Origin of the sequence: Veillonella parvula (genome assembly GCF_036456085.1) — a bacterium.
Lineage (GTDB): Bacteria > Bacillota > Negativicutes > Veillonellales > Veillonellaceae > Veillonella > Veillonella parvula_E.
Map to the genome: position 1 here is coordinate 698,128 of NZ_CP138632.1, position 19,466 is coordinate 717,593.

Consider the following 19,466-nt stretch of genomic DNA (forward strand, 5'->3'; position numbering starts at 1 on the left):
TGAGAGATAATATTTCTAAAAATTACTTAAGATATGGCATAGCAAGCATGAGGGCCGCCAAAGATTTGCTATCCTTAATAGTCTCATTCTTGATAGCCTCCAATAGTTCTGGCAATGTGTAGTATTCTAACTCTACATATTCATCAGGATCCCAATTAGTTTCCCCCATGGTAAGGTCCTTCGCAAGATATAAATGTAATACTTCATTGCAGAAACCAGGACTCGTAGCAATTGTCCCTAACGAAATCCATTGAGCTGCACGATAGCCGGTTTCCTCAGCAAGCTCCCGTTTAGCACAAACAATCGGTTCTTCATTTGGATCCAATTTTCCTGCTGGTACCTCCAGTAGCGTCTGTTGCAAAGCATATCTAAATTGACGTTCCATAACAATCTTATTATCCCCTGTGACTGCCACAATCGCTGTAGCACCTGGATGATGCACAACCTCACGCCATGCATCCTTTCCGTTCACATCGGCTATATCATAGGTAACTTGAATCAACTTACCATTAAATTTCATTTCGCTGGATTTCTGAATTTCCTTACTAATTGCCATATATACCTCTAATCTTCTATTCTATGTAAAAACCCGAGCATTCTTATACGTTGTAAAATTTCCTCTAAATACACTTTATTAGGAACAATAAAATCAATATTATCCCGCGTATGACGCTGAACTGTAATATTGTCATCCATAATAGCAAGAATCTTTTCTCTTGTTGTAGGCTCCACCATTTGCTTTATTACAAAGAGAAATCCATTATCTATATCTTGTTGTACTTTATTGTACATGTCTCCTATACCAATATAGGAGCTGCCTTCTTTTTCTACTATAGTAGAAATAAAATCTATAAAACGTTGAGGTATATACACCTTATTATCTTCGAAAGCAACTCTTTCATATGGTTCGGCGTACATATCGAGATTATCTACAATAATCAAATATAGTAAACGAGAATAAACTCTGTCCATTTCGATAGTATAACCAGGCAACTTTCTATGTATATGATCTACTATATCCTGAACAGTAAATATATCCCCTCGATCCATAACCTCTTTAATAGCAATATGGATACTATCCGTCATATTAGAAGGAATACCAGTATTGACAACGCTGCAATAATATAATTTTGATAATACATCTATACTAACTCGTTCATTACGAACAATTTTTTTAGTATGTTTATTTTTCGTTAACAGGGACATTCTAAACTGCGTATCATAAATGTAATCATAATATTGCTCTTTTGCAATATAATCATCATTTGCCAATTGAGCTATATTATCGTGAATATCCTCCGGTAACCAACTTATGAAAGATCGTGAAAGAAATACATCCCCTATATAGGCACAACCTTGGTCATTGGCACGTTTTATAAATTCATGTACATATACAGGATCATTAAAAGGTTCTAAATATTCATGGGCCACATAATAATCGTTAGAGCTTAACACATTTTGGATATTATCAATTTTATAGCTCGCTTTTTGACTTATCCGATTATCCATCCCCATCGTATCAGCTACAAGTTTCAATATATTCTTCGTATATAAAGTCCTCTCCATCAACGGTAGCTCTAACTCTTTTTGCTCTGCATATTGCATGATTTCTCGATACTGCTCTAATCGTTTCCATCCAGGATAGGTATTATACGATACATAAGCTACACCGTTATCGGATAAATTCTTATTACAGATAGATAGAATTTTATCTTTTACCACATCCGGAACCCAGGACCAAATACCATGTACAATAATATAGTCAAAAATACCGAACGATTCATCAATATCCAGAATATCCTTCTCAATCAAATGTATATTGGTAAGTCCCATCGACGCAATCAGTTCATTTCCCATCTTAATCTGGGAAGACGATAAATCAATACCCGTAAAAGACGCTTCAGGATAGTATAAAGCTTGAGAAATAATATTTCCACCAAACGAACATCCAAGCTCAAGGACACGCGCCTTTTTTAAAGATACAGGATTTAATCCAAATAACAAAGCTCGCGCTGCTAATGTGTTCAACGAGGTTGCCCCAAAAGGTTGAGAAATATATACTACATCTTCATAACTCTTTTTAAGAACCTTATTCTCATCCAATACGTGCATAGTATTTTGTGTAGTCTCAATGTCATTCCCCATAACTGATGTACCTACATTCTTTTTTTGTTTTGACTCCTGTTTCATAAAGCCTCCCGAATTGTTCTACTAACTATAATAAATATTATATAGTATTATTGATAATAATTACAGCTGAGGAGAGAAATAAACACACAAAAACCGCCCAACAAAGTTGAGCGGCTTTTACTAATTTATACTAAAGCATAAATTATTTACATAGTCCCGGTGCTTCCAATGCCACCAGTTCTTACACCTGTAGCGTCATCATCGTTTGTAATAAGGTATTTAGAGAATATACCTTGAGCAACGCGTTCGCCTTTTTCAAGGGTAACTGGTTCTTTGCCAAAGTTTAGAAGGGCAATCATAATATGACCTTCGTTGTCCTCATTGTTGTAGTAATCACTATCAATGATACCTGTGCTATTCACAAGTGCTAGATGGCGTTTAATAGCCATACTAGAACGAATATGAATGGCAAGGTATTCATCGTATGCCATGAAAGCTTTAATACCTGTCGGAACGAGCACTACTTGGCCTGGTTCTAATGTAACAGCTTCAGCACATTCAATATCATAACCTGCGCTTTCAGTTGTTTTACGTGTTGGTAAGTTGATATCTTGTTCTTCAAAAGCAGAAACTACTTCAAAGCCACGAATATCCATGTAACACCTCTTATTTTAAACAATCTTTACGGGACAAGTTTACACGGCCTTGTTTATCGATCTCGATAACTTTTACCATGATTTCATCCCCTACACTTACTACGTCTTCTACATTTTCAACGCGTTCTTTTGCAAGTTTGGAAATATGTACAAGACCTTCTTTACCTGGTAATACCTCTACGAATGCGCCAAAGGCCATTAAACGAGTTACTTTACCAAGGTATACTTCACCTACTTCAACCTCTTTAGTAAGGTTAGTGATGATTTCTTGAGCTTTCGCAGCCCCTTCTTGTTCTACAGAAGCGATAAATACTGTACCATCATCTTCAATGTCAATTTTAGCGCCTGTTTCTTCGATGATACTGCGGATTACTTTACCGCCAGAACCGATTACGTCACGGATCTTATCAGGATCAATTTTCATTGTAATAATACGTGGAGCGTATTGAGACATTTCTTGACGTGGTTCAGCAATTGTATCAAGCATGATACCCATGATATGTATGCGGCCTTTGTGAGCTTGTTCTAATGCTTCTTGAAGGATTTCACGGGATAATCCGGAAATCTTGATATCCATTTGAATTGCTGTTACGCCTTTAGCTGTACCAGCAACTTTAAAGTCCATATCTCCAAGAGCATCTTCCATGCCTTGAATGTCAGTTAAAATTGTATAATGTTCCCCTTGAGTTACAAGACCCATAGCAATACCTGCTACAGGAGCTTTAATAGGTACACCAGCATCCATCAAAGACAATGTAGAACCACATACGGAAGCCATGGAGCTAGAACCATTTGATTCCAATACTTCAGATACTAAACGCAACGCATATGGGAAGTCTGCCTCGCTCGGAATCACAGGCACCAACGCGCGTTCAGCCAATGCACCATGACCGATTTCACGACGCCCAGGGCCACGGGAAGAACGAGTCTCCCCTACGGAGAAAGATGGGAAATTATAATGATGAATATAACGTTTTTCAGTTTCAACACCAAGGCCATCAATGGTTTGTTTTTCGGATAAAGGCGCTACTGTTGTGACATTCAACACTTGAGTTTGACCACGTGTAAACAAGCCAGAGCCATGTGTACGTGGTAATACGCCTGTACGGCAAGAGATTGGACGAACTTCATCAAGTTGACGGCCATCTGGACGGATTTTTTCAACAGTAATCATATGACGCACGATTTCTTTTGTCATTGCATCAAATGCTTTATTTACATCAGCCAAGTTATCTGGGTAGATCTCTTCAAAGTGAGCTAATACATCTGCACGTACTTCATTTTCTTGTGCATCACGTTGTTGTTTATCTGCACAACGAACTGCAGCATCAAGTTTATCATGACCATAGGCACGAACTGCATCACTAATTTCAGCAGGAACATCTTTACATTCAAATACGCGTTTTTCCTTACCTACTTTTGCAGTCATATCTTCTTGGAATGCTACGATTTTTTTGATTTCTTCGTGAGCTGCCATGATAACTTCAAGAATGATATCTTCCGGTACTTCTTCAGCGCCACCTTCAACCATGAGGATAGCATCTTTAGTACCAGCTACAACGATATTAAGATCTGTTTCTTCTAATTGTGCTTTCGTTGGATTTACAACAAATTCACCATTGATACGTCCCATACGAACGCCTGCAATAGGACCATTCCAAGGAACATCAGAAATAGACAATGCCGCAGAAGCACCAATCATACCACAAATGGCTGGATCACAATCTTGGTCCACAGACATAACTGTTGCTACTACGTGTACTTCGTTACGTACACCTTTATTAAATAATGGACGAATAGGACGGTCAATCAAGCGGCTATTCAAAATCGCAGACTCAGGTGGACGTGCTTCACGTTTAATGAACCCCCCTGGTAAACGACCAACAGCATACATTTTTTCTTCATAGTCTACTGTAAGTGGGAAGAAGTCGATATCCTTCGCCTCTTTAGAACCTGTAGCAGTAACGAGTACACGAGTATCGCCATAGCCAACCATTACGGCACCGCCAGCTTGTTTTGCAAGTTCCCCAGTCTCAATCGTAAGAGTACGACCAGCTAGGTCCATTTGGAATTGTTCCATTCCTATTCCTCCTAAAAATCTTCTTATATGTATACCTTCTAATTATATATCAATTAAAGCTAAATAGCCAATTCAAAATAAAAAAGCCGTCCTTTAGGACGGCTAATTTTATTATTTACGAAGACCAAGGCGTTCGATAAGGGAACGGTAACGTTCGATATCTTTACGACGAAGGTAGTCAAGCATGTTACGGCGTTGACCAACCAATTTCAACAAACCACGACGGGAATGATGGTCTTTTTTGTGCTCTTTCAAGTGTTCAGTTAAGTATTGAATGCGACTTGTTAAAATCGCAACTTGTACTTCTGGAGAACCAGTGTCACCTTCATGAGTAGCGTATTCTTTAATTACTGCTAATTTAGCTTCTGTAGTTAACATTAATGTTACCTCCTAAAAAATTATAATCCCGATAAGCTTAAGTAACCGTTGGAGAATCGAATACTTCGCTTACGATATGTCTTACGACCTAATTTAGTATACAGTATCTGCCCTATCTTGTAAAGCAAAAATACAGTAATTGAACAAAAGATAGATTAGAACTTCCTTCTATTATTTAGCACCTAGCACCATGCGGTCGCTCAGTGCATTTTCACCAGCTACCTCGAACTTTTGAAGTAAGTCCGCAACAGTTAATTGTTTCTTTTCTTCCCCTTTTACATCGTAGATGATTCGACCAGCGTCCATCATGATGAGGCGATTACCAAATCGCAATGCATCACGCATATTATGGGTAATCATAAGAGTTGTTAGATTATGTTCTGCAACGAGTTTATCAGTTAGTTGCAATACATTTTCTGCAGTTTTAGGGTCAAGTGCCGCCGTATGCTCATCTAGCAATAAGAGTTCTGGACGAAGCATGGTAGCCATTAACAATGTAATAGATTGACGTTGACCACCAGATAGTAGGCCCATACGAGCAGATAAACGATCTTCAAGGCCTAAGCCTAATAATGCAAGCCGTTCCTTGAAAAATGCTTGTTCACTATCTTTGAAAGCCCATTTAAGACCTAAGCTTTTACCACGGCGCATAGCAAGAATCAAGTTTTCCTCGATTTGCATATTACCAGCAGTACCAACCATAGGGTCTTGGAATACACGACCAATGTATTTAGCACGTTTGTATTCTGGCATTTTTGTCACATCAATCTCATTAATTGCAATGGATCCTTCATCTACTGGAAATACACCAGCAATGGAGTTTAACAAAGTACTTTTACCAGCACCATTACCACCAATGACAGTACAAAAATCACCCTCTTCTAGACGAAGATTAATGCCTTGTAATGCAGTCTTTTCATTAATTGTGCCCTTAAAGAAGGTTTTTACCATATTTTTTACTTCTAACATAGTGTCCTCCTTAACGAGCCAACCATTTTGCTTTCAATGTAGGTAAGGAAAGCGCGATGGCAACAAGAATTGCAGTGAATAATTTCAAATCGTTTGGTGGCATACCCATGTAGAGAACTGCAGCAATAACGATACGATATACAATAGAACCAAGTACTACGGCGATGAGACTACGTACGAAGGATTTCGTACCAAACACTACTTCACCGATAATTACAGAAGCCAAACCAATAACGATGGTACCAATCCCCATACCTACATCAGCAAAGCCTTGGAATTGACCGATAAGAGCCCCAGACATACCAACAAAACCATTGGAAATCAAAAGGCCAAGAACGATCATATTATCAGTATTTACGCCTTGAGCGCGAATCATTTGAGGGTTAACACCTGTAGCACGTAAGGCTGTACCAATTTCGGTACCGAAGAACCAAAATAAGAGCAAGCATACTACTACAGCAACGATAATACCTACGATGGCTGCAGACCACATATTCGGCGTATAGAAAAATCCACCAAGAATCGTATAAATTGTATCCATTCGAAGCAAAGATACATTAGCTTTGCCCATGATGTGAAGGTTTACAGAGTACAATGCAATCATTGTCAAAATACCGGCCAATAATGCAGGAATTTTTAATTTTGTATGAATCCAACCTGTTACAGCACCGGCTATCATACCACCCACACCGGCAAGTAAAATGGAAAGGATTGGATTCATACCACTTGTAATTAAAATAGCAGAAATGGCTGCCCCCATTGGGAACGTACCTTCCACGGTTAAGTCAGCCACATCTAATACGCGGAAGGTTATGAATACACCGACCGCTAACAAAGACCATAAAAGGCCTGTGGTTATGGTGCCTACCACTAAATCTAACATCAAATTCTCCTCTATTGTTTCATATCTTTACGAAGAGCTTCAGGAATCGTAATACCTAATTTTTTAGCACGTTCTTCGTTAACAGTTAACTTAATCTCTTTTTGTGTCTCAATAGCTAAGTCTGCAATTTTTGCTTCTCCTGCAAGAACTTTAGCAGCCATTAAACCTGTTTGATAACCCAATTGATAGTAATCAACAGAATAAGTTGCTACACCACCAGTCATTGTCATACCTTCATCGGCAGCAAATACTGGAATTTTAGCAGCATCTGTAATTTGTGCTAAGTTAGCCATAGCAGATGCCAATACATTATCTGTTGGCGTATAGATAGCTTGTACATCTTGGTTAACAAGATTTGTAGCAGCTTGTTGGATATCATTTACATTGGAAACAGTTGCCTCTACAACAGTAATACCTTTTGTAGCAGCATACGCTTTCATTTTTTCAACTTGCAATTGGGAGTTGATCTCAGAGGATGTATAAATGGCACCAATACGCTTTACATTCGGTACTAATGCTATGATAAGATCAACCTCTTTTTCAACAGGTGTCATATCAGATGTACCAGATACATTACCACCAGGGTGTTCGTTAGATTGAACGAGTTTAGCTGTCACGTAATCTGTAATAGCTGTACCCATGATTGGCATGTCATGAGAAGCATTTGCCATCGTCTGAGCCGCAGGCGTTGCAATAGCTAATACTAAATCTTTTTTATCAGACACGAAACGTTGTGCAATACTATTTAGATTAGATTGATCGGCCTGTGCATTTTGTTGGTCAATTTTAATGTTTTGACCATCCTTATATCCTTTAGCTGCTAAACCATCTACGAAACCTTTATTAGCAGCATCAAGAGATGGATGTTCTACTAATTGAATAATACCAATTTTCTTTTGGTCATTAGTTGCAGTATTGGAACCACAACCAACTACCATTGCCATAACAGCGATGGCACTAAGTGCCACTGCAATACTTTTTTTCCAGTTCATGTATAACTCCTTACCAGTTATGTATTAAATCATAGTCGCCTTGTTCATCAAATCCTCTGGTAAGGTGATGCCCAATTTTTCTAATTTATCTTTTCCCACAACTAATTTAAATTCTTTCTGCATTTCGATAGGCATATCTTCAACTTTAGCTTCGCCAGTTAGAATTTTAGCTGCCATCAAACCAGTCTGGTAACCAAGTTTGTAGTAATCTACAGACAAGGACATAACTGCCCCACCTTTTACGTGGTTATCTTCACCGCCAAACACAGGAATTTTTGCTGGATCGGTAATAGCTACAAGATTGCTCATCGCAGAAGCTACCACATTATCTGTTGGCACATAAACTGCATCCACACGTTGAGATACTAGGTTTTGTGCCGCTTGTTGAATATCGTTTACATTGGAAACTGTAACTTCTTCAACTTTAATACCCTTTGTAGCTGCATAAGCTTTCATCTTCTCCACTTGAATTTGAGAGTTTACTTCGCTTGAGCTATAGATAGTACCAATTGTTTTCGCATTTGGCATTACTCGTAAAATTAGATCTACTTGTTGCTCTACTGGATTCATGTCAGACGTACCAGATACATTACCACCAGGTTTTTGATTGGATTTAACAAGTTTAGCTGCCTCGTAATCAGTAATTGCTGTACCTAAGATTGGAATATCATGAGTTGCATTCGCCATGGATTGAGCCGCTGGCGTAGCTATTGCTAAAATCAAGTTTTTCCGATCGGATACGAAACGCTGTGCAATACTATTCAAATTAGATTGATCAGCTTGCGCATTTTGTTGATCAAAAGTAATCTTTTCTGCCAAACCTTTTTCTTTTAGCGCATCAACAAAGCCCTTATTTGCCGCATCTAGTGCAGGATGTTCTACCAGCTGTACAACACCAACTTTATATTCACCATTCGATGTAGTTCCATTTGAGCCACAGCCTGTAAACGCCAACAATGCTGCCGCCGTGAGCGCTAGGGCAATACCTTTTTTCAAGTTCATGGGGATTTCCTTCCTATCTGCAATGACTATAATACATCTATTATAAACAAATTTCTTTACTACATCAATGTAGCAGGTTAAAGTATTTTACATTTGTCCATTTATAGAACACATTAAGATACGAAATCCTTTTACTTTTCAAGAGACGCTAACATGTCTTCTGTTAGATCATTAGCTGCCAAAATATAGTCCTTAAGAGTCCCTTTGTCGAGAGCTACCTTCATAACAGGCACTTCAAATGGATCCAATATGACGCACATTAGAATTTCACCCGTTATATAGTAACCAACCACTGCTTCCCCTTCTTCAGGATCTAAGGTTTCACGTTTTACAGTAACACAGTATGATTTCATAACCTGCGCTGCTGCTTCTGCTACCTCTTCACGATTAGAAATATATTCTTCAACCTTCGTTTCAGGGATGTCAAAAATATCTACCTTTACAGTCTTGACCTCTGTAGCCTCTCCTTTCGCAGACTCTATAGCTGCGCCTAATTCTGTTTGCTTCATATACACCTCACAAAGAATGGACTTTTACCATTGGTGAAAGCCCCATTATCTTAGATTGATTCATCAGCTGCATTTAAGAACGCCACATAGCATTGTTTAGCCTCGTAAATATCAGCCTTAGATGTAACCTCCCAAGGAGCATGCATGCTAAGAACGGCTACACCACAGTCGATGACATTCATACCATAAAGAGCCATGATGTACGCAATGGTGCCACCACCACCTAAATCAACCTTACCGAGCTCTGCTGTTTGGTATGTTACATTGTTAGATTCCATGACACGACGGATAAAGCCCATATACTCAGCATTCGCATCATTAGAACCAGCTTTACCACGAGAGCCAGTAAATTTATTAAATACTACACCCATACCAAGGTAAGAAGCATTTTTCTTTTCATACGCCGATGCATAAAGCGGATCATAGCCTGCACTTACATCGGAGGATAACATACGAGATTTCTCCAACGTACGACGTACACTTACAGAATTAGGTTTACCCATAAGTGTTAAAATTTCAGCCACTGCATTTTCAAAGAAGCGTGATTGCATACCTGTAGCACCTACAGAACCAATTTCCTCTTTATCTACAAGTAAGCAACAAGTAGTACGCTTTACATTATCCACTTCAAGCATTGCTACCAAGGATGTGTAGGCACACACGCGATCATCTTGGCCATACGCCATTACCATGGAACGATCAAAGCCCATATCACGTGCTTTACCAGCTGGTACAATTTCTAGTTCTGCAGACAATAAGTCACGTTCAATAAATCCATACTCTTTTTCAAGAAGGCTATTAATAAATTTAGTAACCCCTTCTTTTTCTTCGTCTTTAACTGGACGGCTACCGATGAGTAAATCAAGAGCTTCCCCTTCAATTACTTTAGCTGCATTTTTTTGCATTTGTTCTTGTCCCAAATGAGGCAACAAGTCAGTAATACAGAATACAGGATCGCTTTCCTTATCACCAATATTAATATTGATACGAGTACCATCTGTTTTTACCACAACGCCATGAATAGCAAGAGGCATAGCTACCCAATGATATTTTTTAATACCTCCATAATAATGAGTATCCCAAAATACTAAATTACTATCCTCATATTGTGGATTTTGCTTTACATCGATGCGTGGAGAATCAATATGAGCACCTAAAATATTCATACCCAATTCAATATCATCAGTACCAATATTAAATAAAGCAATAGATTTATCCATATGTGTGTAATAAATCTTATCACCAGCTTTAATTGACGTATTGCTTTTAATAATGTCATTTAGATTTACATAGCCCTTTGCTTCTGCAAATTCTACAGCTTGCACAACGCATTCACGTTCTGTTTTACCATTATCTAAAAATTGACGATATGTATCACTTAAAGCATATACCTTTTCCATAGTGGCATCATCATAATTATGCCATGCATATTTACGTTCCATAATCTATCCTTTCTAAAAGTTCATATCCTAATATATAGTACAGTTCAGAAAACGAACTTGAATTTACATAACTATTTTTGGCGGACTTTTTCTTGTTCCGCCTTACGATACTCTAAATATTTTCGCTCTTTTTCGCGATTGATTTCAGACTTCTGAGTATATAGAGAACGAATTTCATCCGTACAATGGGTCAGTACCTTAGTAACATAGAATTTACTACTGCCGGACTTAATCGTATACTTTCCAACTTTAAGTTGCACCGCAAAATCGCCATGTTTAGGACATACTCCAATGGCTAGGTACTTATCCCCTTGTAATCGTTCAGGTCTTGTCGTTTCTAAACGTGTTTGACAGTACGGACAGAAGGACATACGTACTCTTCTATCATGAACAATACGTTTTTTCTCAGAAAAATTTTCATACATAAAAAAGGTAAGAATAGGAGGATATAGGAAAGGATTACTACTTTCCTTGCGAATTAGATCATAATGCAGAATTCCTTGTGCAATATCTAAAGTCTGACAAATGTGAGCTGTAAAAACTGCATCATGCAAGGCATTATGAGCAGATAAATGCTCCGTCGATATATTGAGATCCTCCATAGCATGCGCCACAGAATACTGTTGACTTGTTCCATAGCGTTGATAAGAATAAATCATTTGCGCATCTACCCATTGATCATAAGATAATGCTTTCATCTTATGAAGCATAAGATTTTCTCGAAGGATAAGAATATCGTCTGATCCCCAAGAAAGCAGCATATATTCATCACCACACCATTTTTGAAAGTACTGCATAGCCGTCTTGAATGGCACACCATGATTGAGCTCATGGGTGGTTATCCCTGTCAACTCGCGCACATGTTTATGCATCCGTGGCAGATATTGAGGTTTGATGAACATCGTAAAATGATCTATAATGTCCATCTTTTCATTCAGTTTTACCGCTCCGATTTGAATGATTTCCCCTGTCAACGGCATTTTTGTGCGCTTCATAAAGCTAATGTCATTGCTATAGGGTTGGTTCCATTCTAAATCAAATACAATATAGTTCATACGTTTATTTCGATTCTAAAAGCAATGTTTCCGCTGCTTTAATAACCTGTTCTTCAGAAATTACAGATAAACCTTTATAATTTCCTTCTTTAATAATTTTTTTCATGCTTTTACCAATCTCATAAGAATCCATCGTTTCTAAAACGATAGCATGAGCTTGATAAGGTCCATAAAAGAATGGATTTGATGGACCATACAGTGCCACAATTGGCACACCTTGACTGATTCCTACATGCATTGGTCCAGAGTCATTAGTAATTAATAGATTACAACGGCTCATAGCCGCTGCCAAAGGACCTAACTGGAATTTTCCGGTAGCCACAATAGGCTTTGTTTCCATTTGTTCTACTACAGGCTGCACCATTTCAAGGTCCATAGGTCCGCCAAAGAAAACCGTCTTATAACCTAAACGACCAAAGTAATCTGCTACATGCGCAAATCGTTCAGCTGGCCAACGTTTCTCAGGAACGGCGCTACCGATATTAAATCCAATGAGTATATCAGTATCAGTTAATCCATGACTAGAATAAAACTCTCGAGCCTGACGACGCCATTCTTCACAGATTTCAATATGTAAACCAGAGTTAGAAGTATCTGTTACACCTAATTGCTCTAGTACATTAATGTACATATCCGCAGCATGACGAGTTTTACGATCTAAGCGCGTATACTTTGTCATGAATGGTCTAAAGAGGAAATGGCTCATACCAGTTGTAATAGGTGCATGAATCTTCCATGCTAAATATGAAGTACGCTCATTAGGATGCAAATTAATGACAATGTCAGGTTTTCCCTTAGCATTGATTTCACGAGCCACTTCATTGAGACCTGAGATGCTATTATGGCGCCCTTTTTTATCTACAACAATAAGTTCATCAATATTTGGATTATATTCCATTACTTGTTGTAATTTTTCATCTATTACATACGTAATATGACTATGAGGAGCCGCTTTGCGAAGCACTTCTAAAAACGGAGTCGTTAATATAACATCGCCTAAATGCATTAAAAAGGTTACCACAATGCGCTTATAATCTAGTTCCATTATAGTTCCTTTCCAAGTACTTGTTCATACACTGACCATACCGCGTCTACAGGAATTTGTGCCATACAATCTGGATCATCTACTAGTGGTTGCTCAGGTGTAGCCTTAGAAGTAGGTGAAATAATGAGATGTACATGACTACCACCATAAGGACCTGTACGCTTAGGTGATGTTGTACCAAACATGGCAATCAAAGGACGCTTCAAAGCATTTGCAATATGCAATGGTCCCGTATCGGCACTAATAAAAATCTGACAATGACGAATCAACTCAATGAGTTCAGGCATGGTTGTAGATCCCACTAAATTGATGAGATTCTTATGTTTTACATAATTTTCTATGAAAGCACCTTTATCTACATCATCAGGAGCACCGGCAATAACAACCTTCTTACCAGATTCACATAAACGAATACAAAGTTCTCCAAAATTTAGAAGTGGCCACTCCTTAACAATCCATCGTGCCCCTGGTACAACTACAATATATTCATCATCTACACCATGGCATTTCAACTTTTGTTTTATGGATTTCTCAGCCTCAACGTAAGCTGGCATAGGAAATTCAATCTCCTCTACCTCACCACCAAGTACACGTACAGTATCAAGATACCGTTCGATAACATGGTCGTATTTATGCTCACCTACTAATGCTTTATTAACAAGATTACTGCCCTCACGAAGCTCCCAGTAGCCATATTTTTCAGGGGCACCAGATAATAAAGAAACAATAGCACTTTTCGCGATGCATTGAAGGTCTAAGGTCATATCAAAATGACGACTATGTAGCTCCTTGCGCAATTGATATAAATACGTAGGCTTCTTTAGTTGTTTTTTGTCAATGATAATCACGTCATCAACCCATGGTGTACCAGGTAAGAGGCTAGCGAATTGCTCATGAATAGCCCATGTAATACGCGCATTAGGCCAATTCTTGCGCACAGCGTACAAGGTAGGCAATGCGTGAATTACATCACCTAAGGAACTCATCTTGATGATGAGTATATTCTTGTAATCTTTCATAAAGCCTCCCCAAATACAACACAACAAACCCAAATATATTCTTCCGAAATAAACTAAATGGAATAAATGATTAAATTATTGTTTTAATGAAATCCAATAGATTAGAGCCTTTAAATAGGTACCCCTTAATGCCAGCAGCCTCAGCTGCATCAACATCACGCTGACTATCACCGATAAGAAAACTATCTGATATATTTACATCATAATCCTTAATAGCTTGCTTAATCATGCCAGGTTTAGGCTTTCTACATTCACATTCTACTGCATAGAGAGGAACAATACCTTCTTTATGATGTGGGCAATAATAGAAATGTAAAATCGGTGCTCCACTGCGATCTAGTTCATGAGCCATATAGTCATGTAAAATCTGAACATCAGATTCTTTATAATAACCACGAGCTACACCACTCTGATTTGTCACGACAATGAGATCATAGCCCTTACTATGAGCATAAGCAAGGGCCTCTTTTGCACCATCTACCCACTCTAAATCGCTGATTTTGTATAGATAACTAACATCCTTATTAATAACACCATCGCGATCTAAAAATAATACCTTGCGCATTAGCGTAAATATCCTTCGTTATTATCTAATAGTTCACAATATTCTTTAACGGCATCTTCCATTTTATGGAACCCTTTGTCATAGCCAGCGGCTAACAATTTAGTAGTATCAGCCTCTGTAAAGCTTTGGTATTTACCCTTTAACACCTCTGGGAATGGCACATATTCAATTTTGCCTTGACCATTGTAGTCGATAACAGCTTGCATGAATTGGTTAAAGCTATGAGCATTACCTGTACCACAGTTAAAAGTACCAGAGATTTCAGGATGCTCCCAGAAATAGAAGTTTACATTAACTACGTCTTTTACATAAATAAAGTCACGTGTTTGACCACCATCTTCGTAGCCATCTGTACCTTCAAAGAGATTAATAATACCTGTTTCTTTATTTTTGTAGAACATTTGACGTACTAAAGAAGCCATTTTATCTTTATGAGCTTCGTTAGGACCGTATACGTTAAAGTAACGTAAACCTACAACTTGAGCTGTATATTCACCTTCATATTTACGTACATAACGGTCGAATAACAATTTAGAATACGCATATGGGTTAAGTGCTTCTTCAGCTTCGGGCTTTTCTACGAAACCATTTGTACCATTACCATATGTGGATGCAGAGGATGCATAGATGAATGGAATACGGCGGTCTTGGCAATAATGGAATAGATTTTTAGAACCTTCATAGTTGTTCTTCATCATATATTTGCCATTATATTCCATCGTATCTGCACAAGCGCCTTCGTGGAATACGACTTCAATCGGGCCTACATCAAATGTACCATCAGCAATAGCACAATCAAAATCATCACAATCGATGTAATCTAGAAATTCTAAATTTTGAATATTGCGAATCTTACGACCATCTGTAAGATCATCAACGATGAGAATATCTGTACGACCACGATCATTCAGTGCTTTCACAATATTACTGCCAATAAAACCAGCACCACCTGTTACGATAATCATAATTCGCCCTCCTTAGCCATAGTGGCTATTTTCCCTACAATATCTGATGTAGAGTAACCTTCTTTAAACGAAAGAACCTCTACATTGTCAACGGACTCCCGTCCTATAATATCTTCTATTTTGTAATCTCCGCCCTTAACAAGAATATTGGGACGTAAGTACGCTAGTAATTCAGCCGGCGTATTTTCTTCGAATAACACAACCCCATCGATGCATCGCAGCGCACTCAACAAGGCCGCTCTATCCTCTTCACTTACGATGGGCCGTGTTTTCCCTTTTAAGCGTCGAACAGATGAATCAGAATTTAATCCAATGATTAAATGATCCCCCAGTTGTGCAGCTTCTTGTAAATACGTGATATGTCCACGATGAAGAATGTCAAAACAACCATTTGTGAACACTACTGTCTCACCTTTGCTTTGCCATTGTGAAACGAGTTCTTTCATTTCTTCCTTTGTATATAATGGTTTAGATTGAATACTATGTTTATAGAAATGCCATAAGTCTAATAGCTCAGAACGATGTATTGGATACGTACCAACCTTAGATACTACAATACCCGCTGCACCATTGGCGATATGCAAGGCTAAACGCATCGACAAACCACTTGCAAGACAGGTCATCATCATGGATACAACGGTATCTCCTGCACCACTCACATCAAATACTTCTTGTTGAGTAGCAGGATTATGCCATGTACGACCATCCTTTGCAATAACCGTAATCCCTTTTGCAGAGCGCGTAGCTACAATATAATCTAAATCTACAGTAGCGAGTACAGACTTAGCAGCCTCTACGATAGTAGCATCATCATTTTCTAATTTACGGCCTACACATTCACCGAGTTCTTTCACATTCGGTGTAATACATGTAGCACCATTGTATTTAGACCAGTCTGCCCCCTTAGGATCTACAATGGTTTGCACACCATATTCCTTGGCCAAACTAAAGATTGTCTTCAAAAAGGTAGGCGTACAAACGCCTTTACCATAATCGGATACGACAATACCATCAATACCAACTTTACATAGATTTTCAAGCCAACTAGATAGTTGTTGCTCTTCTTGGTACGTTAGATCTGTAATCGTTTCAAAATCAAGACGCATCATCTGTTGACGATCACCTAAGATGCGCATCTTAGTAATAGTAGAGCGGTCATCACTAGTGATTAAACCAGTCGTATCGATTTTATCAGTATCAAGTAAATGTTGTAATAAACGGCCATGGTCATCATTACCTGCTAATGCACCAAGATACACCTTACAGTCTAAATTAGACAAATTAGATGCAACATTACCAGCTCCACCAAGGACCTCTTTCATATTGGACACGCGGTTTACAGGAACCGGTGCTTCTGGAGAAATACGACTTACATCACCAAAAACATAACGATCTACCATTACATCACCTACAACGGCAATCTTTAAGTTCGGTAGTTGTTTTGTTAAAAATTGATTAATGGTAGTATTTATCATAATCCACCTATTCCTTACCCAAATATACATGTCTTCTTATTTATAAAAAACCTTTGTTTGAAATAGTATGTACCTATATCTAATAACCTAGTGGTTAGTAATCTTCTTCAATGATTTCACACATAATGTGGCCAGCTAAGATATGCATTTCTTGAATGCGTGCCGTCACATTACTGGGAATCGCCAATGTAATATCACATAGTTCAGCTAATTTGCCACCACCTTCACCGGTGAAAGCAATGGTATGCATACCAATAGAGCGAGCCATTTCAGCCGCTTTCACAACATTCTTGGAATTCCCAGAGGTGGAAATACCGATAAGAACATCACCTGTACGGCCTAAGCCCTCCACTTGACGAGCAAAAACAGCATCAAAATCATAATCATTGGCAATAGCTGTTAAAGCGGATGTATCTGTCGTTAATGCAACAGCCGCAAAAGAACGGCGTTCTTTTTTGAAACGACCGATTAATTCTGCCGCTAAATGTTGAGAGTCCGCAGCAGAACCACCATTACCACAGAATAAAATTTTATTACCATTATCGATCGCTGTCTTACAGCGATATCCGATTTCTTGAATGGTATCCATATGTTCCATCGTCTTACCAAACACTTCGAGATGCTCAGTAAAACGATCAGCAATGATTGGATTTAAATCAGTCATTATAAAATCTCCTTTAGTAGTCTATCTGCATTTTTCCAGAACAACTTTTCACACTGTTCCACAGATAAGCCTGCCTCTATAAATGCATCATAAAGACGACTTATTTGGGACATATCTGCAATCTCTGTATCTGGTGGAATCCCATCAAAATCAGTTCCCAACGCCACTACCTCTTCACCGCCCTTGTCGATGAGATATAGACCGTGCTTTACAATATCTTCAATGCGACTAATTGGCGATGTACCGAGAAAATTCTGTGCAAAATTAAGTCCTATAATACCGCCCTTATTAGCGATAAGTCTAATAAGATTATCCGGCAAATTTCGCGTATGAGCCCTAACTTCCCGTGCATTTGAATGGGAAGCTATAAAAGGAACATCTAGAATATCTCCTAGTTGCTCTGTACCAGCATCATTGAGATGTGAGCAGTCAACGATCATCCCTAAATCTTGCATAGCCTCAACGAATTCAACACCTTTAGATGTTAATTGTTTATGCTGCTCACCACAATGTGGCTCGCCAAGACCATTCGGATAATTCCACGTTAGTGTTATAAGTCTAACCCCATCTTGGTAAGCTTGGTTAAGTTTATTCAAATCGCCACGTAGTACGCCACCTTCTTCAATAGACATGAGCGCCCCAATCTTACCAGACTTGTATACAGACTCTATATCTTGATAAGAGAGCACATGCTGTATGTGCTCTCCATAGTGATGAATTTGTGATACACACAAATTACGCATCTCTTCATAGCGACCATAAGGATCATTCGTTTCACCAATATTAATAAAGAGCGCAAAGTCTTGTATCTTGCTATGAGCCTTTTGTAATTTTTCTATATCTATTTTCCAAGTATTACGATATAAATCACCACTATCAGGATGATCTAGCAGTTGCATCATCGTATCGCAATGTAAATCTATCATAAAGCCTCACGCATCGCTAATTTCAAAACCATGTATAACCAATCAGTAATACAAAATCCATTATTCTTCTACGACAGGTTTGCGTTTCGGCTTTTTAGCATCTAACTTCTTCAGAGCCTTTAACTCTTCCATAAAGCTATCAATATTATCAAACTTACGATATACACTGGCAAAACGAACATATGCAACTTGATCTATGTCTTTCAGTTGTTGTAACACGAGCTCACCAATGCGATCAGTTGTAACCTCTTGGTTAATTTCATTCCGAATATCGCGCTCTACATCATTAACTACTTGCTCCATCACGGACATAGGAACTGTACGCTTGTCACAAGAGCGCAATAGACCATTCAATAATTTACCACGGTCAAATAATTCACGTCGTCCATTTTTCTTCAATACCATGAGTGGTACTTCTTCTATAATTTCATAGGTAGTAAAGCGACGGCCACAATTAATACATTCACGGCGACGGCGAATACTATTTCCTTCATCAGTCGTTCTAGAGTCTGTTACCTTCGTGTCTGTGTGTTGGCAATAAGGACATCTCATCTGTTACTACTCCTTTTCTACTAATCATTCTGAAATAACGTATAATACGCCCATTTTCTCTACTATATATAGTACCATGAAACCCTTGAAAATACAAAGAATCCCTAGGATTTCCTAGGGATTCTTCCATTATTCTTCAATTTTTCATTTTATGAAATA

At 38.4% G+C, this 19,466-nt stretch carries 20 protein-coding genes; all 20 read right to left on the reverse strand.

Annotated features, from left to right (window positions below):
• Positions 1-22: 22 nt before the first annotated feature.
• The gene (locus PK1910_RS03395; protein ID WP_058948475.1) at positions 23-556 is read right to left on the reverse strand and encodes an NUDIX hydrolase; all 534 of its coding nucleotides are present in this window, start codon (positions 554-556) and stop codon (positions 23-25) included.
• Positions 557-564: 8 nt separating this feature from the next.
• Positions 565-2,190 (reverse strand): class I SAM-dependent methyltransferase, encoded by a 1,626-nt coding sequence (locus PK1910_RS03400; protein ID WP_058948474.1) that lies wholly within the window; start codon positions 2,188-2,190, stop codon positions 565-567.
• Positions 2,191-2,336: 146 nt separating this feature from the next.
• Positions 2,337-2,786, reverse strand: a complete 450-nt coding sequence (gene dut / locus PK1910_RS03405) for a dUTP diphosphatase (protein ID WP_021148054.1) — start codon at positions 2,784-2,786, stop codon at positions 2,337-2,339.
• 10 nt (positions 2,787-2,796) lie between these two features.
• The gene (locus PK1910_RS03410) at positions 2,797-4,866 is read right to left on the reverse strand and encodes a polyribonucleotide nucleotidyltransferase (RefSeq protein ID WP_058948473.1); all 2,070 of its coding nucleotides are present in this window, start codon (positions 4,864-4,866) and stop codon (positions 2,797-2,799) included.
• 111 nt (positions 4,867-4,977) lie between these two features.
• Complete coding sequence (rpsO, locus tag PK1910_RS03415; RefSeq protein WP_004692991.1) at positions 4,978-5,244, reverse strand: 30S ribosomal protein S15; 267 nt, start codon at positions 5,242-5,244, stop codon at positions 4,978-4,980.
• A gap of 171 nt (positions 5,245-5,415) precedes the next feature.
• On the reverse strand, positions 5,416-6,213 hold the full coding sequence (locus PK1910_RS03420) for an ABC transporter ATP-binding protein (protein WP_058948472.1): 798 nt from the start codon (positions 6,211-6,213) through the stop codon (positions 5,416-5,418).
• Positions 6,214-6,223: 10 nt separating this feature from the next.
• Positions 6,224-7,096 (reverse strand): ABC transporter permease, encoded by an 873-nt coding sequence (locus PK1910_RS03425; RefSeq protein WP_058948471.1) that lies wholly within the window; start codon positions 7,094-7,096, stop codon positions 6,224-6,226.
• An 11-nt stretch (positions 7,097-7,107) separates the two neighbouring features.
• Positions 7,108-8,088 (reverse strand): ABC transporter substrate-binding protein, encoded by a 981-nt coding sequence (locus PK1910_RS03430; RefSeq protein WP_058948470.1) that lies wholly within the window; start codon positions 8,086-8,088, stop codon positions 7,108-7,110.
• A 24-nt stretch (positions 8,089-8,112) separates the two neighbouring features.
• Entirely contained in the window at positions 8,113-9,090 is a 978-nt protein-coding gene (locus PK1910_RS03435; protein ID WP_008713786.1) for an ABC transporter substrate-binding protein, read from the reverse strand.
• A gap of 131 nt (positions 9,091-9,221) precedes the next feature.
• Positions 9,222-9,599 carry a hypothetical protein gene (locus tag PK1910_RS03440; RefSeq protein WP_038125344.1) on the reverse strand — a complete coding sequence of 126 codons (378 nt, stop codon included), beginning with the start codon at positions 9,597-9,599 and terminating at the stop codon, positions 9,222-9,224.
• Positions 9,600-9,649: 50 nt separating this feature from the next.
• Positions 9,650-11,041 carry an aminopeptidase gene (locus PK1910_RS03445; RefSeq protein ID WP_004697029.1) on the reverse strand — a complete coding sequence of 464 codons (1,392 nt, stop codon included), beginning with the start codon at positions 11,039-11,041 and terminating at the stop codon, positions 9,650-9,652.
• Between the two features lie 71 nt (positions 11,042-11,112).
• Positions 11,113-12,096 carry a 3'-5' exonuclease gene (locus PK1910_RS03450; RefSeq protein ID WP_058948469.1) on the reverse strand — a complete coding sequence of 328 codons (984 nt, stop codon included), beginning with the start codon at positions 12,094-12,096 and terminating at the stop codon, positions 11,113-11,115.
• A gap of 4 nt (positions 12,097-12,100) precedes the next feature.
• Positions 12,101-13,141: a glycosyltransferase family 9 protein gene (locus PK1910_RS03455; RefSeq protein WP_004692983.1), complete on the reverse strand. Its 1,041-nt coding sequence runs from the start codon at positions 13,139-13,141 to the stop codon at positions 12,101-12,103.
• Positions 13,141-14,160, reverse strand: a complete 1,020-nt coding sequence (locus PK1910_RS03460; RefSeq protein ID WP_004692982.1) for a glycosyltransferase family 9 protein — start codon at positions 14,158-14,160, stop codon at positions 13,141-13,143. Before PK1910_RS03460 ends, PK1910_RS03455 begins: the two co-directional genes overlap by 1 nt.
• A 70-nt stretch (positions 14,161-14,230) precedes the next feature.
• A complete protein-coding gene (locus PK1910_RS03465) occupies positions 14,231-14,725 on the reverse strand; it encodes a D-glycero-alpha-D-manno-heptose-1,7-bisphosphate 7-phosphatase (protein WP_004692981.1) in 495 nt (164 codons plus the stop codon).
• Positions 14,725-15,690 (reverse strand): ADP-glyceromanno-heptose 6-epimerase, encoded by a 966-nt coding sequence (gene rfaD, locus PK1910_RS03470; protein ID WP_008713773.1) that lies wholly within the window; start codon positions 15,688-15,690, stop codon positions 14,725-14,727. The genes PK1910_RS03465 and rfaD overlap by 1 nt, the downstream gene beginning before the upstream one ends.
• Complete coding sequence (rfaE1, locus tag PK1910_RS03475; RefSeq protein ID WP_058948468.1) at positions 15,687-17,165, reverse strand: D-glycero-beta-D-manno-heptose-7-phosphate kinase; 1,479 nt, start codon at positions 17,163-17,165, stop codon at positions 15,687-15,689. Before rfaE1 ends, rfaD begins: the two co-directional genes overlap by 4 nt.
• Positions 17,166-17,259: 94 nt before the next feature.
• A complete protein-coding gene (gene gmhA, locus PK1910_RS03480; protein ID WP_058948467.1) occupies positions 17,260-17,829 on the reverse strand; it encodes a D-sedoheptulose 7-phosphate isomerase in 570 nt (189 codons plus the stop codon).
• Complete coding sequence (locus tag PK1910_RS03485; RefSeq protein WP_058948466.1) at positions 17,829-18,755, reverse strand: dipeptidase; 927 nt, start codon at positions 18,753-18,755, stop codon at positions 17,829-17,831. The genes gmhA and PK1910_RS03485 overlap by 1 nt, the downstream gene beginning before the upstream one ends.
• A gap of 60 nt (positions 18,756-18,815) precedes the next feature.
• Positions 18,816-19,307 (reverse strand): transcriptional regulator NrdR, encoded by a 492-nt coding sequence (nrdR, locus tag PK1910_RS03490; RefSeq protein ID WP_004692976.1) that lies wholly within the window; start codon positions 19,305-19,307, stop codon positions 18,816-18,818.
• Between the last annotated feature and the right edge of the window lie 159 nt (positions 19,308-19,466).

What these genes read in the sequence shown, in the direction of transcription:
- PK1910_RS03420 (WP_058948472.1), bottom strand. Translation starts at nt 6,213, where the DNA reads ATGTTAGAAGTAAAAAATATGGTAAAAACCTTCTTTAAGGGCACAATT.
- rfaE1 (WP_058948468.1), bottom strand. Translation starts at nt 17,165, where the DNA reads ATGATAAATACTACCATTAATCAATTTTTAACAAAACAACTACCGAAC.
- PK1910_RS03450 (WP_058948469.1), bottom strand. Translation starts at nt 12,096, where the DNA reads ATGAACTATATTGTATTTGATTTAGAATGGAACCAACCCTATAGCAAT.
- PK1910_RS03455 (WP_004692983.1), bottom strand. Translation starts at nt 13,141, where the DNA reads ATGGAACTAGATTATAAGCGCATTGTGGTAACCTTTTTAATGCATTTA.
- rfaD (WP_008713773.1), bottom strand. Translation starts at nt 15,690, where the DNA reads ATGATTATCGTAACAGGTGGTGCTGGTTTTATTGGCAGTAATATTGTG.
- PK1910_RS03465 (WP_004692981.1), bottom strand. Translation starts at nt 14,725, where the DNA reads ATGCGCAAGGTATTATTTTTAGATCGCGATGGTGTTATTAATAAGGAT.
- PK1910_RS03410 (WP_058948473.1), bottom strand. Translation starts at nt 4,866, where the DNA reads ATGGAACAATTCCAAATGGACCTAGCTGGTCGTACTCTTACGATTGAG.
- PK1910_RS03430 (WP_058948470.1), bottom strand. Translation starts at nt 8,088, where the DNA reads ATGAACTGGAAAAAAAGTATTGCAGTGGCACTTAGTGCCATCGCTGTT.
- dut (WP_021148054.1), bottom strand. Translation starts at nt 2,786, where the DNA reads ATGGATATTCGTGGCTTTGAAGTAGTTTCTGCTTTTGAAGAACAAGAT.
- rpsO (WP_004692991.1), bottom strand. Translation starts at nt 5,244, where the DNA reads ATGTTAACTACAGAAGCTAAATTAGCAGTAATTAAAGAATACGCTACT.
- PK1910_RS03485 (WP_058948466.1), bottom strand. Translation starts at nt 18,755, where the DNA reads ATGATAGATTTACATTGCGATACGATGATGCAACTGCTAGATCATCCT.
- gmhA (WP_058948467.1), bottom strand. Translation starts at nt 17,829, where the DNA reads ATGACTGATTTAAATCCAATCATTGCTGATCGTTTTACTGAGCATCTC.
- PK1910_RS03425 (WP_058948471.1), bottom strand. Translation starts at nt 7,096, where the DNA reads ATGTTAGATTTAGTGGTAGGCACCATAACCACAGGCCTTTTATGGTCT.
- PK1910_RS03445 (WP_004697029.1), bottom strand. Translation starts at nt 11,041, where the DNA reads ATGGAACGTAAATATGCATGGCATAATTATGATGATGCCACTATGGAA.
- PK1910_RS03400 (WP_058948474.1), bottom strand. Translation starts at nt 2,190, where the DNA reads ATGAAACAGGAGTCAAAACAAAAAAAGAATGTAGGTACATCAGTTATG.
- PK1910_RS03440 (WP_038125344.1), bottom strand. Translation starts at nt 9,599, where the DNA reads ATGAAGCAAACAGAATTAGGCGCAGCTATAGAGTCTGCGAAAGGAGAG.
- PK1910_RS03460 (WP_004692982.1), bottom strand. Translation starts at nt 14,160, where the DNA reads ATGAAAGATTACAAGAATATACTCATCATCAAGATGAGTTCCTTAGGT.
- nrdR (WP_004692976.1), bottom strand. Translation starts at nt 19,307, where the DNA reads ATGAGATGTCCTTATTGCCAACACACAGACACGAAGGTAACAGACTCT.
- PK1910_RS03435 (WP_008713786.1), bottom strand. Translation starts at nt 9,090, where the DNA reads ATGAACTTGAAAAAAGGTATTGCCCTAGCGCTCACGGCGGCAGCATTG.
- PK1910_RS03395 (WP_058948475.1), bottom strand. Translation starts at nt 556, where the DNA reads ATGGCAATTAGTAAGGAAATTCAGAAATCCAGCGAAATGAAATTTAAT.